The sequence below is a fragment of the Carnobacterium gallinarum DSM 4847 genome (genome assembly GCF_000744375.1).
GTDB classification, from domain to species: domain Bacteria; phylum Bacillota; class Bacilli; order Lactobacillales; family Carnobacteriaceae; genus Carnobacterium; species Carnobacterium gallinarum.
Map to the genome: position 1 here is coordinate 407,884 of NZ_JQLU01000005.1, position 15,489 is coordinate 423,372.

General features: G+C 34.0%; 15 protein-coding genes. 3 read left to right on the top strand and 12 right to left on the bottom strand.

What is annotated here, in order from left to right; all coding sequences use genetic code 11:
* Positions 1–343: 343 nt before the first annotated feature.
* From BR43_RS06830 to BR43_RS06875, 10 genes are all read right to left on the bottom strand, one after another.
* Positions 344–544 carry an Imm70 family immunity protein gene (locus BR43_RS06830; protein ID WP_034564883.1) on the bottom strand — a complete coding sequence of 67 codons (201 nt, stop codon included), beginning with the start codon at positions 542–544 and terminating at the stop codon, positions 344–346.
* Positions 545–727: 183 nt separating this feature from the next.
* On the bottom strand, positions 728–1,012 hold the full coding sequence (locus BR43_RS06835; protein WP_169741030.1) for a hypothetical protein: 285 nt from the start codon (positions 1,010–1,012) through the stop codon (positions 728–730).
* Between the two features lie 43 nt (positions 1,013–1,055).
* On the bottom strand, positions 1,056–2,555 hold the full coding sequence (locus BR43_RS19035; RefSeq protein ID WP_051933854.1) for an EndoU domain-containing protein: 1,500 nt from the start codon (positions 2,553–2,555) through the stop codon (positions 1,056–1,058).
* On the bottom strand, positions 2,545–2,904 hold the full coding sequence (locus BR43_RS06845; RefSeq protein ID WP_034560500.1) for a DUF3958 family protein: 360 nt from the start codon (positions 2,902–2,904) through the stop codon (positions 2,545–2,547). The genes BR43_RS19035 and BR43_RS06845 overlap by 11 nt, the downstream gene beginning before the upstream one ends.
* 4 nt (positions 2,905–2,908) lie before the next feature.
* Complete coding sequence (locus BR43_RS06850) at positions 2,909–3,193, bottom strand: TIGR04197 family type VII secretion effector (protein WP_034560502.1); 285 nt, start codon at positions 3,191–3,193, stop codon at positions 2,909–2,911.
* A 470-nt stretch (positions 3,194–3,663) separates the two neighbouring features.
* A complete protein-coding gene (gad, locus tag BR43_RS06855; RefSeq protein WP_034560503.1) occupies positions 3,664–5,070 on the bottom strand; it encodes a glutamate decarboxylase in 1,407 nt (468 codons plus the stop codon).
* A 126-nt stretch (positions 5,071–5,196) separates the two neighbouring features.
* Complete coding sequence (locus BR43_RS06860) at positions 5,197–6,054, bottom strand: MurR/RpiR family transcriptional regulator (protein WP_034560506.1); 858 nt, start codon at positions 6,052–6,054, stop codon at positions 5,197–5,199.
* Between the two features lie 167 nt (positions 6,055–6,221).
* Positions 6,222–7,682: a PTS transporter subunit EIIC gene (locus tag BR43_RS06865; RefSeq protein WP_034560508.1), complete on the bottom strand. Its 1,461-nt coding sequence runs from the start codon at positions 7,680–7,682 to the stop codon at positions 6,222–6,224.
* Positions 7,683–7,706: 24 nt separating this feature from the next.
* Complete coding sequence (murQ, locus tag BR43_RS06870; RefSeq protein ID WP_034560510.1) at positions 7,707–8,594, bottom strand: N-acetylmuramic acid 6-phosphate etherase; 888 nt, start codon at positions 8,592–8,594, stop codon at positions 7,707–7,709.
* 23 nt (positions 8,595–8,617) lie between these two features.
* Entirely contained in the window at positions 8,618–9,679 is a 1,062-nt protein-coding gene (locus BR43_RS06875; protein WP_034560513.1) for a DUF871 domain-containing protein, read from the bottom strand.
* Between the two features lie 629 nt (positions 9,680–10,308).
* On the opposite strand from BR43_RS06875, the gene BR43_RS06880 reads away from it, so the two are divergent.
* Positions 10,309–11,001, top strand: coding sequence for a P-type ATPase actuator domain-containing protein (locus tag BR43_RS06880; RefSeq protein ID WP_051933855.1), 693 nt, complete (start codon positions 10,309–10,311; stop codon positions 10,999–11,001).
* Positions 11,002–11,028: 27 nt separating this feature from the next.
* Here the strand turns inward: BR43_RS06880 and BR43_RS06885 are convergent, their stop codons facing one another.
* Positions 11,029–12,201, bottom strand: coding sequence for an IS256 family transposase (locus BR43_RS06885; RefSeq protein ID WP_034558139.1), 1,173 nt, complete (start codon positions 12,199–12,201; stop codon positions 11,029–11,031).
* Positions 12,202–12,256: 55 nt separating this feature from the next.
* Between BR43_RS06885 and BR43_RS06890 the strand changes: the two genes are divergently transcribed.
* Complete coding sequence (locus BR43_RS06890) at positions 12,257–13,582, top strand: heavy metal translocating P-type ATPase (RefSeq protein ID WP_281173980.1); 1,326 nt, start codon at positions 12,257–12,259, stop codon at positions 13,580–13,582.
* Positions 13,583–13,679: 97 nt separating this feature from the next.
* On the opposite strand, the gene BR43_RS06895 is transcribed toward BR43_RS06890, so the two are convergent.
* Positions 13,680–14,573, bottom strand: coding sequence for a helix-turn-helix domain-containing protein (locus BR43_RS06895; protein ID WP_245617833.1), 894 nt, complete (start codon positions 14,571–14,573; stop codon positions 13,680–13,682).
* A 520-nt stretch (positions 14,574–15,093) separates the two neighbouring features.
* On the opposite strand from BR43_RS06895, the gene BR43_RS06900 reads away from it, so the two are divergent.
* On the top strand, positions 15,094–15,417 hold the full coding sequence (locus tag BR43_RS06900) for an HAAS domain-containing protein (protein ID WP_034560516.1): 324 nt from the start codon (positions 15,094–15,096) through the stop codon (positions 15,415–15,417).
* The last annotated feature ends 72 nt before the right edge of the window (positions 15,418–15,489 follow it).

A 15,489-nucleotide genomic window follows, 5' to 3' on the forward strand; every position in this document is an offset into this window, starting at 1 on the left:
CGTCTTAGAAGCTAATCTGTAAAATACTATAAATAAAGTCAATAGACTGCTAGACTCTCCTAACGTTCCTATTGACTTTATTTATTAGACATATCGGTTGTGTCAGCACCTGAAAAACTCATGAAATAGCTAACCTTGAGTTGTTCCACTATTTTTTTAGCTAACATATCCACCGTTTGCTTTAACAATTGAAGTTGCTCTTTTAAGCATTCCTGCCTACTTCACCCTCAGAATTCAGCAAAATAGCATGATAAATCCTTTGAATTTTTGTACAATAAATACAGCTAATTTTTATTGACTATTGGTAACTTGATCAGCGAGTGTGTTCATACTAACCAAGTCTCTACTTTCTCAATTCTTTTTGAGCACTTTTTAAGTTTTCATTAGCAATTTCCCCTGAATACAGTTCATTCATTATTATTGGAAATAGATTGCCCCATTGCTTATTTTCCAAATTTATACAAATAGTTGAGAAAAATGAATGAAAAAAATCACTTCTTCCTATAGGAAACCATAAAAAATCTACTTTTATACCTACTGTCATGTTTATCACCTCTTAAATATAATTTCTACATTTACATTAGATTTTCCCAAAATTCTACTTCTAATAGCCAATAAAATTTAAGCCATTTGAAGCAGCACCTTCAATTCTTCCATCTTTAGATTTCCCTCAAAACTTTTATAAAAATCATCCATTTTTTCTTCTGTTTAGGAATTTTCTCAGTTCTTAATCTTTTAGTGCCTTCTTAGCATATGAAATATCTGTATACAAATCTAAATTAGTAAATTTTTTCTCTATTATCTCTAATATATTAATAAAATTCTGGCTTTGTAAATTTTCTGAAATATCTTCAAAAACCTCACTTATCCACTCTATCTCATTTTCCGGACTAGTTTTCAAATAATTAATTGTTTCATTTTCATCTTTTGAAAAAATATCTGTTAGTTCTTTCCAAATCTCATTGATTTTCGGATCATCTGGAAACATCGTTTTTCTTTCAATAATTAACATTTTTACTTTTTTTGAATTAAGCAATTTTACCATCCTTTCAAAATTATTTCGGTTGTCTAGAATTATCAGGAATTATTGTTGATGGTTTTCCATTTTTTTTAATAATACCTACTCTAACACCCTCGTATTCTCCAAAAATCCATTGACCATCAGGTAAATCTTTATTTATTGGCAAATCATTTATATAGTTACCAGCATCACTAATCTTTTCTTTCTTCCATGATTCAGGAAACCAAGATTGTCCTGTACCTGAACGTTTCATCTTATTTTTATGGCTGGGAATATTTCCAACACGTACTCCATTTGAATATTCTTTAACAATATTAAACTCAATATTACTAGTTTTCAAATATTCAATATTATTTTGCCCATGACCTCCATTAATAAGTCGGTTATTTGAGTTAAACTCCCCTAAATCAGCATGTTTTAAAGTAGAATCAGGAATATTATTTACAATCTTTTTACTCCCACTCCCCACAGCCAACCGATACGACGCATAACTAAATCCCAACACTTGTAAAGCCTGCGCCAATTCCGCCTCCGTTGCCCACATATGCATGTCCTCCACGACTTGCGAGCTACTGACAAGTCCACCCAAAAATCCAGAATAGCTATCCCCAGTTTCAAGATTCAACCCATCCCGAAAACCAGCCTTCACTTTTTTATCCCATTCGTCTAACGAGATAAATTCAAACATATCCGGATCTAAATGATGCCCTGCTTGTTTTAAATATTGATACAACGCTGGATTCTTAACGCCTTTGCCTTCCTTCACCAACTGCCAAAATACTTGTGGATTACCTTTACCATCATAAACTAGTTTAGCATAAATCTCATACTCTTCTAACTCTTTTATTTTCTCTTCGTCAATCCCGTTGATCTCATTTTCTCGACTAGTCCATTGCTCATTGACGGTTAGCGCCCAATCCATCTTGGAACGATCCACTGTAAAGGTTTTACTCTCTCCATTCCAAGCCGTTTTTGTTTGCGCCAAGCCTTGCTCAATCAATTGTTGTAACGCGTCCACTTCTGAAAAGATCGTCTCAGAATAGGCGTTAAAGCGTAATAGTTGATCCAACTTTTCTTCCAAACTTCGCTTCACATCACTGTATAAAGTCAACAGTCGCATATTCGCTTGGAGCTGGCTATTTTTTAGTATGTCTGGCGTAGTTACTGATTGGATCAGTTCACGAATGTCTTCTGCTTGACCTAATAATTGGTTCACTTGCCTAATTTTTTCTTCCAATTCCGATTGCTTCAAGTCCCCACTATCTACTTGATCTTGGTAGTCTTCCGGCAATCGCTTTACTGCTCGCTCCACAGCCTCGGATAATAAAATTCCCGCTTGACCTAACGGATATAAGACTAATGAAAAATACTGTTTCGCTGAATCATAGGCTTTTCCTGTCAGAAAAGGGCTATTCAAGGTAAATTCGCTAATGGCTTTCTGGACATCTTCATAATCCTGTACTTGTTTTTTGCTCATGGCACTCACGCTAGCCGCTTGTTTTTTTGAAGCTGAAACAAACATATCAATACTCATGCAGTTTCTCCTTTTCAGTTAGGATGACTTGTCTTTTTTCATAAGCCACCTCATCTAATTTTCCTTGAAGCTCCCACTTTTCACTAGTTAATTCATTGTTACTTTCCTCTAAGTAGTTCTGCACATCTCTTGATTCTTGGTAAAACTCCTCTTTAACGGATTCGTAAAAAGAATGGCGATCATGTTTATAGAATAAATCATCTAAGTCCTCCAGCAAATGCTGGGCTTCATGAAAATGTGATTCGTAGGCTTCTGTTAGTCGTTGAATTTGTCTGATTTCACTATCATTAATTTCTTCTTTTACTCGTAATCGACATTCCTTTTGATGTAAGGTTTCCCATTTATCCATTCATTCAACCACCCATCCGTTGAAATTCAGTTTGGCTGACCAGCTGATCTAGCGCTTCAAAGTCTTTCGCAACACTTTGAAGATTCATTGATCCCAGCATAATCGCACTAGCAATTTGTTTAGCAGTCTCTTGTGCTAGCTGAATCTTTTCTTGTGCTTCTTGATTTCCCACAATCGTTGTTTGCCAGTCTGTCTCTATCGTTGAAATCTGTTTTAGATTATCGGTAGTATTTTTTAATCCTGTTGCTTTTTGACTTGCTTCGGTTAAATCACTTTTGATCTTTTCCATAAATGCCCTCCTTTTTTATAATTACAGTTATTTAAAATTCTACCATATATTTTCTATAATAAAAACTAAAAAATTACAATATTATTTCAACATATATAATTTATTTGTTTTTAATAAACTAGTGAACACTCTTCTTAAAAGCAAATAAGCTAGGCAGAATACCTGATAAGTTTAATCAGAATTCTGCCTAGCTGTCTTTATTTTGTATACAACCTAAACAATAATCTAGTTGTAAAGGAATTGTTATTTAACCCAAACTTATTGATTTTTTATTGACTATTCATCATTTTTTTATTAAGATTAACGACGTATATGGAATTTTTGGAACGTCACTTTGTTGAATTGATTTATTATAAAATCTTTAGACAAGGATTTATTGATGGTATCAATTATCAAACGTAGTAAGTAAGGAGAATAAAAAAAGAAGAGCTTAGAATAAAAATGCTTATCCTAAGCTCTTGCTATTTTTGCTAATGAATAAAACCTTGTACACCATGTTCGCCTTTGTCATGGAACAATATCCGTGCTTGTTCTAGCTCTTTTAAAGCAGCATTAAAATCTTCAATAAATTCTTCTGCCATACTTTGTCCAAAATCAGCTCGTACAACATAACGCTGAATAATAATAGTCTGTAAATCTGGTGGTAACGGATAGGCAGGAACTTGCCAACCTTTCATCTGCAAGCGATCAGCCAATTCGTATAGTGTCCATTCCACTTCTACAGATTCTTTCAAACGATAGCAAACAATCGGTAGATTTCGACCATCATTGTAAACCTCAAATAAACCCGTTTTCTTGATTTCATTTGCTAGAAAAATCGCCACTTGTTTCGTTCGTTCATGAATTGCTCGATAGCCTTCAAAACCAAAACGCAAAAAATTATAATACTGACCAATAATAGGACTAGCACTACGAGAAAAATTAATTGCCATCGTAGGCATTTTTCCACCTAGATAACTCACTTCAAAGATTAACTCTTCAGGCAAATACGCTTTATCCCGCCATAAGACCCACCCTATCCCAGGATAAACTAAACCATACTTATGACCTGACGTATTAATTGAAACTACATTTTTTAAACGAAAATCCCATACTAATTCTGGATCAATAAACGGGACAAACATAGCACCCGATGCTCCATCGACATGAATATAAACTTTGTAATCTGTCTGACGATTGTGCTCTTCTACTAAAGCATCTAATGCTGCAATATCATCGAATTTCCCAGTATACGTGATCCCTAAAATACCGACAATGCCAATTGTATAAGGATCAACATAATCCATCACCTTCGTTACATCAATACTCATATGTGCAACACTCATTGGTACAACTCGCATCTCAATGTCCCAATAGACACAGAATTTCTCCCAACAAACTTGGTAGCCAGATGAAATCACTAGGTTCGGTTTCTGTACTTGCAAATCCAACCCAAGCTTTTCTGCATTATTCCGCCAACGAAACTTCATAGCCAATCCACCTAACATACAGGCTTCAGAAGATCCTACTGTTGACGTTCCAACATATTCAATTGCTTCCGGTGCATGCCACAAATCAGCCAACATACTAACACAACGATTTTCCAATTCAGCCGTACGTGGATATTCTGATTTATCAATAGCATTTTTCTCTAACGTTTCGGCCATTAATAACGTCGCTTCATCTTCCATATAGGTTTGACAAAACGTTGCCAAATTTTGTCGAGCATTGCCTTCGTCTAATAATTCATCCTTCACTAAACGATAAGCAACACTTGGTTCCACAGGATTTTCACCTAATTTATACTTTGGAATATCTTGTGATTCTGCCTTAGTTCCAAAAATCGGTTCGATTACATAGCTCTTCTTTCGCTCTTGATCCTTCTTCCCATATAACATCTACTTCCCTCCAATTTTGTGATTCTCTATTCTTAGCATACCTAATTCTCTCGCAAATAGACAACAATATCCATCCCATATAAACAAATAAAAAAGCGCTATTTAATAACTAGCACTTTTCTATCTTTATTGATTTCTTTGATTAAATACACTAATTCCTCGTTTCGATTGAGAAAGCTTCTCCAGAATTGAGGAATAATTTTTCGTTGCATAACCATAAAATAAAATATCAATTGCATAAAGTTGTGTTAATAATGAACTCGTCGCAGCACTTCTTAATGGCGCTTCACCGCTTATTCCGGTTTTTAAAGCGATGTCTGCTTGTTGGCTTAATGAGTTATTCGTTGCTTCCGTTAAGCTGATTGTGATTAAACCAAGTTCCTTCGCTGTTTTCATTAAAGATAGGACTTCTTGTTTCTCACCACTATTGGAAATTCCAAAAAAAATCGTATTTTTAGGAGCTACCGCCATTGATGCTACCAAATAATGAGTATCTTGTGAACTAACAACAACTTTGCCAATCCGTGTATATTTCTGTTGAATATCTAAAGCAACTAAATAAGAGGCTCCCAATCCATACGTATAAATCATAGAACTTGCTTCAAAATGCTCTGTTACCTCGTCAATCTGTTCCTTCGTTAGCCAATTATTGGTTTCATTTAAGACATGAGTTGTATTCAATACTAACTTCTTTTTAATTAACTCAATTTCTTCATTTGGGTTAATCTCAGTATATAAATTTTCTTTAATTTGATGTGAATCTGCCGATAACTGAAGCTTTAATTCTGTAAAACCTTTTAATTTCATTGAATGGCAGAAACGGATAATTGCTGCGGGGCTTGATTCAGCAACCTCGGCTAGTTCAGTAGCATTCATTTGAATAACTGCCTGTGGATTTTCTAAGACTATTTCAGCGATTTTTTTTTCAGATTTTGGCAAAGCTTCGATTTGCTCTTTGATTCTAAATAAAATGTTCGTATTCATTAGCTTTCACTTCCTTCATCTTAAAATTAAATTCATTTATCTATCAAATAATCTCCTGATTTATTGAACCCTTCATTTAGTATAGTATCATCAAATTTAGTGCTTCACAATACTTTCTAAAACCAAGAAAAGAGTATCAAGAACGAATTCTCAATACTCTCTATTTTTTATAATTCTGTTGCTTCCATTGCTTCTTTTGGAACACCGAAGAAGTAAGTTGCTAAGAAACCACCAATATATGCTGCTAATAGACCTAAGATATAGCCCATCCATTTGCCATCTGCAATTAAAGGAACTAATGCTACACCACTTGGACCAATTGCAATTGAACCAATACCACCGATTGCTCCAATTACAGCACCGCCAATACCGCCACCAATACATGCCGTTACGAAAGGACGACCTAAAGGTAAAGTTACTCCATAAATTAAAGGCTCACCGATTCCTAAAATACCAACTGGTAAAGACCCTTTAATCATATTCGTTAATTTTTTATTTTTCTTACATTTGATCCATAAAGCAATTGCTGCCCCAACTTGTCCAGCCCCAGCCATAGCTAAGATTGGTAATAATAAAGTCATACCTGTCGAACTAATCATTTCAATATGAATAGGTGTTAAGATTTGATGTAAACCAAACATAACCATTGGTAAGAATGTTGCTCCTAAAACAAAACCAGAGAAAGCTCCACCAACATTCAAGACCCAATTAATCGCTCCAACTAAACTACTTGAGATTAAACCCGCAATTGGCATAATTAGAAAAATCGTTAACATTCCCACTACTAATAAAGCAATCGTAGGTGTAATAATAATATCTATTGCTTCAGGAATTAATTTGTGAAGACGTTTTTCCAATAAAACAATTAGCCAAACAGCGAAGATTACACCAATAATTCCACCTTGTCCAGCAGCTAAATCGCCACCAGTAAAGATATTAGGTAATGGCATTTCAGGATTCATACCTGATAGATACACAATCCCACCAACAATTCCACCTAAAGAATCTGTTCCGCCAAATTCACGAGCTGCATTAATTCCGACAAAGATTTGTAAGTAAACAAACAGACCATTTTTAATAATATTTAGTACAGTCACAATATTGACCCAGTTATCCCCGCTAATATCCCCTGCAAGTAATAGATTAGAAATAATTGCAGCAATCCCACCGATAATTCCGGCACCAACAAAAGCTGGAATCATTGGAACAAAGATATTTGAGATTGATTTTAAAACACGTTTTATGGGTGTATTATTTTTCTTTTTTTGTTCTGCTTTCGTTGCAGCTGCCATTCTTTCAGCTTCTTCACGTCCAGAATTTTTACTTGAACTTGTGCTTGCTGCTTCTGTTACATGAATTGGTTCGCCTAATTTTACGCCAGCCATTTCTACCATTTTACCAGCAACTTTATTCACTGTTCCTGGTCCAACAATAACTTGCAAGGTATCATCTTCCACAACACCCATTACACCATCAATTGCTTTTAAATCTTCCAATTGAACTAAGCCATCTTCACGAATATCCATCCGAACACGAGTCATACAGTGAATAATCTTGCTGACATTTCCCATTCCGCCAACTTTTTCATAAATCTCTCTTGCTAAACGTTCCTCTTTTAATTCAGCCATTTTTTCTGCCTCCACTCTCTATTTTTAAACGGTTTTACGAATAAAACCTTTTGCAGTAACTAATTTTTCTGCTGCTGCTTCTTTTGTGCTATTTGTTAAAATCATGACAATTGCTAATTTAACTTGATGACCAGCCTCTACAAATTTTTGGCTAGCAACTTCGTAAGTACAATCTGTAGCTTCCATAATAATTCGTTTTGAGCGCTCTTCTAATTTTTCATTGGTTGGTTTTACATCTACCATTAGGTTTTGATAAACTTTACCAATACCAATCATTGAAACGGTTGATAACATATTTAGTACTAATTTTTGTGCTGTTCCCGATTTCAAACGAGTAGATCCAGTTAAGATTTCAGCTCCAACGTTTACTTCAATCGGGAAAGTTGCATATTGACTAATTTCAGCATCCGTATTACATGAAATCGTTGCAGTTACTGCTCCAATTTGATTGGCATATTCTAAACCACCAATGACATATGGAGTCCGACCACTTGCTGCTAATCCAACAACTACATCATTTTCAGTCAATTGAATTGCCTTTAAATCTGCTTCTCCAAGCTCTTTAGAATCTTCTGCTCCTTCAACCGCAACAGTCATAGCTTGCATTCCACCAGCAATTAGTCCTTGCACCATACTTGGATCAGCACTAAAAGTTGGTACACATTCGGCTGCATCTAGCACACCTAAACGCCCACTAGTTCCAGCACCCATATAAATTAAACGACCTTCTTTTTCAAATGCACTAATGATTTGATCAACAACCTTAGTAATACTAGGCAACTCTTTTTCAACTGCTAGAGCTACTTTTTGATCTTCTTGGTTCATTAGAGTTAGAATTTCTTTGGTACTTAATGTATCCAAATTCATTGTTGCTTGGTTTCTTGCTTCTGTTGTTAATTTATCTAAATTCATAAAAATCCCTCTTTCTCTTCTTGTTAAACTAGTTTAATTCTAAATTTCTGTCCTGCTTGACTACAGCTATTGATTAAAGGTAAATCTTCAGCAATTACTTGACCCACTACATTCACCTTTTCATCTCTAGGCAAATCAACTAACGGCAACTGAATCTCACCCATGTAACGTCCATATTTTTGGTTATCAATGGTGATACTGCCTTTGGTTCGTGGCAATGCTCCTGCTGGAATAATCTCTGTTGGTTCTCTGAATCTAGCATCTGCGCTCCGAACTGCATCTCTTGCAGGATCAAAACGATTTTCATGAGTACCTAATATTAATGAAAAATATGAGCTTTCTTGAACAGGTTCAGCATGTAATAAAATTGTTTCCTCAGTTAAGTAATCCTTAAACTGCTTCATTGTTCGGGCATCAATCTGTGGATCACCAAGATAAATATCCTCTACAGCACACTCTCTTACTAACTCTATTGCTGCAGCTAATGGATGTCCATTACGATGCTTTTCTAATGTTGGCAGTCCTTTGAATAAGGGACCTCGTAATTTTTGATTTCCTGGTACAAAAGCCATTACTCTAAAACCTAATTCTTTCAGCCATTGATTTTTCTGAGTAACTATTTCTTTCGCCAGCCCAGTTTCTGGTCGTGGATAATAATTATGCCAAGCTTCCATATTTTGAAAGTTAGCTTGATGCATTTTTAATTCGCTTACATCTTTATCTGTAATCGTACTGGCATTTAAAGCCACTTTAAGATGTTGGCTAAGTTCCGCCATCACTTGATTTTCGATTGCATAATCCATCCGTAATCCAGTAATCCCCGTTGCTAAAAGCTCAGCTGGTCGATCAAAAGAAAGACCAATTTTATGCAACGCTTCTCCAGAAATATCTACCATCAATTCCATTTTTAATTTATTGGCTAAATTTCCTAAAACTTCTAATCGTTGACGATAGCGACTTGTATCATCTTCTGGTATGTGTAACGATGAAAAGATTCCTTTGAATCCGTTCTCATTCATTTGGCAAATAAACTGTTCTGTTTCCTCGTTTAAATCTTCTCCAAGAAAAACTGAAATCCCAAACATCCTTCCACCTCCTAAAATTTTCTATTACGTTTAACAAATTCATCATACCTCTTTTGAAATAAAATTTCAACTATTTTTTATATTTTTTTAAATATTAAAAAAAAATTTCATAAAAAAGAGAGAAAAATAATCACATTGATGTATTTCTATCTCTAGCCTAATTATAAATTGCTCGTTTAATCAATAATATTAAACGGAATAAACACATTTCCAAGAGAATGACGCATGCGGGAGTTGGATCAAATTTAAAAACTAATTTTTCACCTTCAACAATCAGATTTGAATCCCCACTATACGTTAGTTCTCTATTTTAACTATTCATACGTTTTTCCTGTATTTTTCAATAAGTGAACTAAAACTGGCAAATTTGACTCTAGACTTGTTTATCTCTTTGAAATCGTTTGGGTTAAATAGCTAGTCTCATTTTCATATCTTAAGTACTCTAATTTATCTGACATTACAATCATTGATAATGATTCTCACTAACTCGTCTTTATCTTTCTCTATTTGTCTTATTTATGGACATTGAGAGTAATTATCAATTTCATTTGATTGTAATTATTATCATTTAGATTTTTAATTTGGTATGCTTACTTTATAAAAATAAATAGTTAAAAGGGATGATAAAAATGAAGTTATTTAAAAAAAATCATGCAATGATCGCTACTACTATTAGTGGAATTTTGATCATCATCGGCATTCTTCTAACCATAAATAATCAAACAACAGCCGCAACAATTGTATTTTTACTTTCATTTACCATTGGTGGTTTTAAACAAGCAAAAGAAGGAATCATTGATACTTATCAAAACAAACATCTAAATGTTGATATTCTAATGGTTCTTGCGGCCATCGGAGCCTCTATTATTGGCTATTGGATGGAAGGAGCTTTATTAATTTTTATTTTTTCACTTAGTGGCTCCTTAGAAGAATACGCGACTAATAAAAGTACCGAAGCTATCTCTAGCCTTATGCAAATGCAACCTGAAACGGCTCTACGAATCCTAGAAAATGGTGAAACACAAGAAGTATCCCTGACTAGCTTAAAAATTGGTGATATCTTGTTTGTTCCTAAGGGGGCTAGCATTCCAATTGATGGTGTTATTGAAGATGGCGCTGGTTTAATTGATGAAGCTGCCATTTCTGGTGAACCGATTCCTATCGAAAAAACAAGTGGGGATGATGTTTTTGGTGGCACTATTAATTTAGGTGAGGCCTTAACGATGAAGGTCAGTCAAGAGATAGATAATACTTTATTTGCTAAGATTATTCGTTTAGTAAATGAAGCTCAAAATACGAGTCAAGTCCATAATCCTGTGTAAAATACTATACAACGTTTCTATTGTTTCTTACTTGCTAAAATTTATATACTTTCTTGTAGAACTAATCCATTCTTCATGCAGGTCCATAAGAACTGCCCCAATCAATCGATTGGCTGAAGCATGATTTGGAAAGATTCGAATGATCTTTTCTCTTCTGCGAACCTCTTGGTTTAATCGTTCAAGAAGATTGGTACTTTTTAGTCGATTGTGGGAGTTACCTAGGACAGTATATTGAAAGGCATCTTCGAAGCCATTATCTAAGGTCTCGTAAGCTTTTGTGTATTTCTTTTGGTCGTAGTATTCTTCAACCAGACGATTTTTAGCTTCTCGTGCTAAATTAATATCCGTAAACTTGAAGATAGCTTTTACAGCTTCTCTAAAAGGTTTAGAATTCTTCTTAGGAATTGTTGTAAAGATATTTCTTAAGAAGTGAACTTGGCATCTCTGCCAACTTGCGTTGGTAAAGGATTTACGAATCGCAGATACTAAGCCTTTATGAGCGTCAGAAATAACGAGTTCTACACCTTGTAATCCTCTTTCTTTTAAGTATTCAAAGAAGTTAGACCATGTGTTATCACTCTCTTCATTTTGAATCATGAAGCCAATAATTTCACGATCGCCATCTTTGGTTATTCCAATCGCAATGTGACAACTCTTAGAAAGTACTCGATTATCTTCTCTAATCTTTATGTACAGGACATCAGTCATCAAGTAAGGATAGTTTATATCTGAAAGCGATCGATTTTGCCATTCATTGACCAGAGGGTCTAACTGTTCAGTCAGACTAGAAACAAAGGACTTAGAAACTGATTTACCACATAACTCCTCAACAATCTTAGAGACTTTACGTGTTGAAACGCCTGAAACATACATCTCAAGCATTGAAGCAAGCAGCGCCTTTTCATTTCGCTGATACCGCTCAAACACCGTCGGTGAAAACTCACCATCACGTGTTCTAGGTACTCTTAATTCAAGTGTACCAACGCGAGTCGTAAAGTCACGCTCGTAGTAGCCATTTCGTTGACTCTGACGACTTTCAGATCGTTCATAGTCATCAGCTTTAATGTATTCTGTTCGTTGGTTTTCCATCAACTGATTGAAAACTGTCGTTAAAATATTTTTAGACACATCATCTTTAACGGAATGTTCAATAATACTTTGAACCTCTTCGTTGTTCAGTGTAAAATGTACTTGGGTCATGTAAAGTCCTCCTGGGTATGTTTTTAATGGTTAAAAACATTGTACCGTAAAAGGGCTGTTACATGGCCTTTTAACTTTTACACAATTATATGGACTTTATCAAAATACGCCATCTAAAACAGCTTCTATGATTGAAAGCATTGAAAATACTTATGTAAAGATTGTCTTAATTTTTGTTCCACTAATGATTGCCATTTTCTACTTTATCCTACAATGGGGTTGGAATGAATCTTTCTATCGTGGCATGGTTCTATTAGTTGTCGCTTCCCCATGTGCTTTAGTTGCATCGGCTACACCAGCTACTTTGGCAGCTATTTCAAATGGAGCAAAACACGGAATTCTTTTCAAAGGTGGGGCTTACTTAGAAAATTTTGCACAGTTAAAAGCTATTGCCTTTGATAAAACAGGAACTTTAACTAAAGGAATGCCTGTAGTAACCGATACTTTCTTTGTTTCCAAAAATCAGCAAGCAGAGATTCTCAATGTTGTTGTTGCCATGGAAAAAACATCTACTCATCCAATCGCAAAGGCTCTTGTAACAGAATTTAATCACGCTGTTACTAACTCTACTGTTGCATCAACCATCATTGATCATACCGGACATGGACTAGAATGTTGGGCCTACGGTAGTAATTGGAAAATTGGTAAAAAAGATTTTATCCTTGAAGATAAACTACAAAATACAACACTATTTACTCAAGCAGAGACCTTGCAAAATCAAGGGAAAACGGTTATTTATATTAAACGAAATACAGAACTAGTAGCTTACTTTGGATTATTAGATGTTCCTAAAAGTGATGCTAAAGAGATGATTGACTTCTTTAAAGCTCACCATATTCAAACCATTATGATTACTGGTGACAACCAAGCAACTGGTGAAACTATTGGCAAACAACTTGGTGTAGATGAAATCTATGCCAATTGCCTACCTGCCGAAAAAACAAAACTAATCCAGCAATTAAAAGAAAAATATGGAACTATTGGAATGGTTGGAGATGGCATCAATGACGCTCCTGCCTTAGCAAATGCTTCTATCGGTATTGCGATGGGAGGAGGAACAGATATTGCCATTGACGTTGCGGATGTTGTTTTAATGAAAAATGAATTAAACATGCTCAGCTATAGTTATGATTTATCAAAAAAATTAAAAAAGGTAACTATCCAAAATATGATTTTCTCAATTAGCATCATCATTTTGTTGATTCTATCCAATCTTTTTCAATATATTACTCTTCCTCTTGGAGTCATTGGTCATGAAGGAAGCACCATTTTAGTCATTTTAAATGGGCTGCGTTTATTACAATCAATCAAAGAAAAAGATAGTCTACCACCAAAACAAAAAAAACATTCAGTCGCTAAAAGCTTACTGACTGAACGTTAAATAAATTAAAAATAAAGCATCTTTATTATGAGCTTATCATTCATAATAAAGATGCTTTATTTTTAATTTATTCATTCTAATGATGCTAGAATTTCATTTACCAGTATTTATATCCCGCAATTTTGTGTTCCTTCATACTTTTCTTAACATCACTGATTAAAGCAGCGTCTTCATTTAACTCACCAAGTGCAGCTGCACAGAAGTAAGATTTTTCAGCATCTACTTTATTTCCTAGTTTAAACAAAATATAGCCTTTTTCATACATCAAATAACCTAATGTATAAGATGTGCTTTGTTTTTGTTGTAAATCAATACCTAATTCTACAAATTCTAATGCTTTTTTAAATTCTTCGATTTTTCCGTAGAATCTTGCAGAGTTATAATAAACTTTAGTAATTTCAATTGTATCTTGTAAAGAATCTAAATGTCCAATCACTTCATTTAATTGTGAAATTGATTTCTCGAAATAAGTCTTCGCTTTTTCTTTTTCAGCATTCATATCATACGCTAAACCAATTGCATTCGTTGTCAAAACATCAATAATATCTAGATTCTTGCCTGTTTCTGTAAACAATGCTAGATTAAAATTGTACAAAGCATCTGAGTACTTATCTGCCCCAAGCAAACTTGTAATTCCCAGATAGTAATAATATTGTTTGGTTTCATAAACTGTTTCCAATTTATCAAATTCAACTTCAGCAGCAATCATTTTGTATGCTTCAGCATATTTTCCTTGTCCACATAAAACACGAATTTTCTTAAAGATATCTGAATAACCATTTTTGTTTAATGCTGTATATTCATAAATCTCACTAAATTCAATATTTAAGCGATCAGAAATCGCCAATAAAGTGCCTAATGCAGGAAAACTTGCACCATTCTCCAAATTACTAATTGTTGCCTGAGTACAGATTCCATCTGCTAAATCCTTTTGAGTTAACCCTTTTGTTATACGGGTTTCTTTAATCTTTTCACCAAGTTCTTTCATCATCGTAACTCCCCTTCTTAATATCCTTATTTCTAATCAAAAAAATTATATAGATAAATTAACCTAATCTCAAAATAATAGAAACGAAACTATATCAAAACTACTAAAATAATAGTTCTAAACATTATTTCAAATGATTCAATTCTATTCACATTAACTTGTGTCATTAATTCCCAGTAAATTCTGACTATTTAAAATTGATAAACATTCACAAATTAAGGCAAAAAAGTTAATCTACTGCCATATCTCAGTATTTTCATTTATTTCAAAACTAATTAATTTTTATCCTCCCCCTTTAATACTCTATACTACTATTATACAATTCTTTCAAAATTATGCTAATATTTTTATTTTATAGATTTCTATTAATATAATAATATGTTTTCAAAGTAAATCACTATTAATTATTTGAATTTCTAAATCTATATTTTAAATAATTAATAGAATTAGACCTACTAAACTATTTTCTGCTATACTACTATCAAGCTGGTTTAATTAATTTTAGGAGGAAGAGTCTGGAGAAATGAAAGAAAAAAAACTGAATAAAGGAGCCTTAATCGGAGTAGTTGGTTTTAACTCAAGTATTGGCTTAGGCGCACTTATTTCTTTATATGCATTATTGGCTTGTTTTTGGATACTTACCTTAACCGCAATTGCTTGTCCAGGAATTATGATTTTTGCAGGACTAATTAAAATTCAAGCAGTTACTGCTCTACGAATTTTTTTAGCTGTTTTATTATCTAGTGTTGGAGTAGAGTTATTCCCGATTGCACTGAAGCTCTCTCGTCATCTAATTCAACTAACAAAACAGTATTTAAATTTAAATAAAAAAATTCTTTACCGATAATCAACTACACTCTAGTTGATTTTTTTACATATCTGGCTCTCTCAACCTAAAAATAAAATAACGTAAGAAAAA

Bases quoted from the DNA above. Each gene is read 5' to 3' on its own strand.
- BR43_RS06835 (WP_169741030.1), bottom strand. From the start codon at position 1,012: ATGTTAATTATTGAAAGAAAAACGATGTTTCCAGATGATCCGAAAATC.
- BR43_RS06830 (WP_034564883.1), bottom strand. From the start codon at position 544: ATGACAGTAGGTATAAAAGTAGATTTTTTATGGTTTCCTATAGGAAGA.
- murQ (WP_034560510.1), bottom strand. From the start codon at position 8,594: ATGAATTTAGATAAATTAACAACAGAAGCAAGAAACCAAGCAACAATG.
- BR43_RS06885 (WP_034558139.1), bottom strand. From the start codon at position 12,201: ATGACCCAAGTACATTTTACACTGAACAACGAAGAGGTTCAAAGTATT.
- BR43_RS06850 (WP_034560502.1), bottom strand. From the start codon at position 3,193: ATGGAAAAGATCAAAAGTGATTTAACCGAAGCAAGTCAAAAAGCAACA.
- BR43_RS06860 (WP_034560506.1), bottom strand. From the start codon at position 6,054: ATGAATACGAACATTTTATTTAGAATCAAAGAGCAAATCGAAGCTTTG.
- BR43_RS06865 (WP_034560508.1), bottom strand. From the start codon at position 7,682: ATGGCTGAATTAAAAGAGGAACGTTTAGCAAGAGAGATTTATGAAAAA.
- BR43_RS06875 (WP_034560513.1), bottom strand. From the start codon at position 9,679: ATGTTTGGGATTTCAGTTTTTCTTGGAGAAGATTTAAACGAGGAAACA.
- BR43_RS19035 (WP_051933854.1), bottom strand. From the start codon at position 2,555: ATGAGTATTGATATGTTTGTTTCAGCTTCAAAAAAACAAGCGGCTAGC.
- BR43_RS06845 (WP_034560500.1), bottom strand. From the start codon at position 2,904: ATGGATAAATGGGAAACCTTACATCAAAAGGAATGTCGATTACGAGTA.
- BR43_RS06895 (WP_245617833.1), bottom strand. From the start codon at position 14,573: ATGATGAAAGAACTTGGTGAAAAGATTAAAGAAACCCGTATAACAAAA.
- gad (WP_034560503.1), bottom strand. From the start codon at position 5,070: ATGTTATATGGGAAGAAGGATCAAGAGCGAAAGAAGAGCTATGTAATC.
- BR43_RS06880 (WP_051933855.1), top strand. From the start codon at position 10,309: ATGAAGTTATTTAAAAAAAATCATGCAATGATCGCTACTACTATTAGT.
- BR43_RS06900 (WP_034560516.1), top strand. From the start codon at position 15,094: ATGAAAGAAAAAAAACTGAATAAAGGAGCCTTAATCGGAGTAGTTGGT.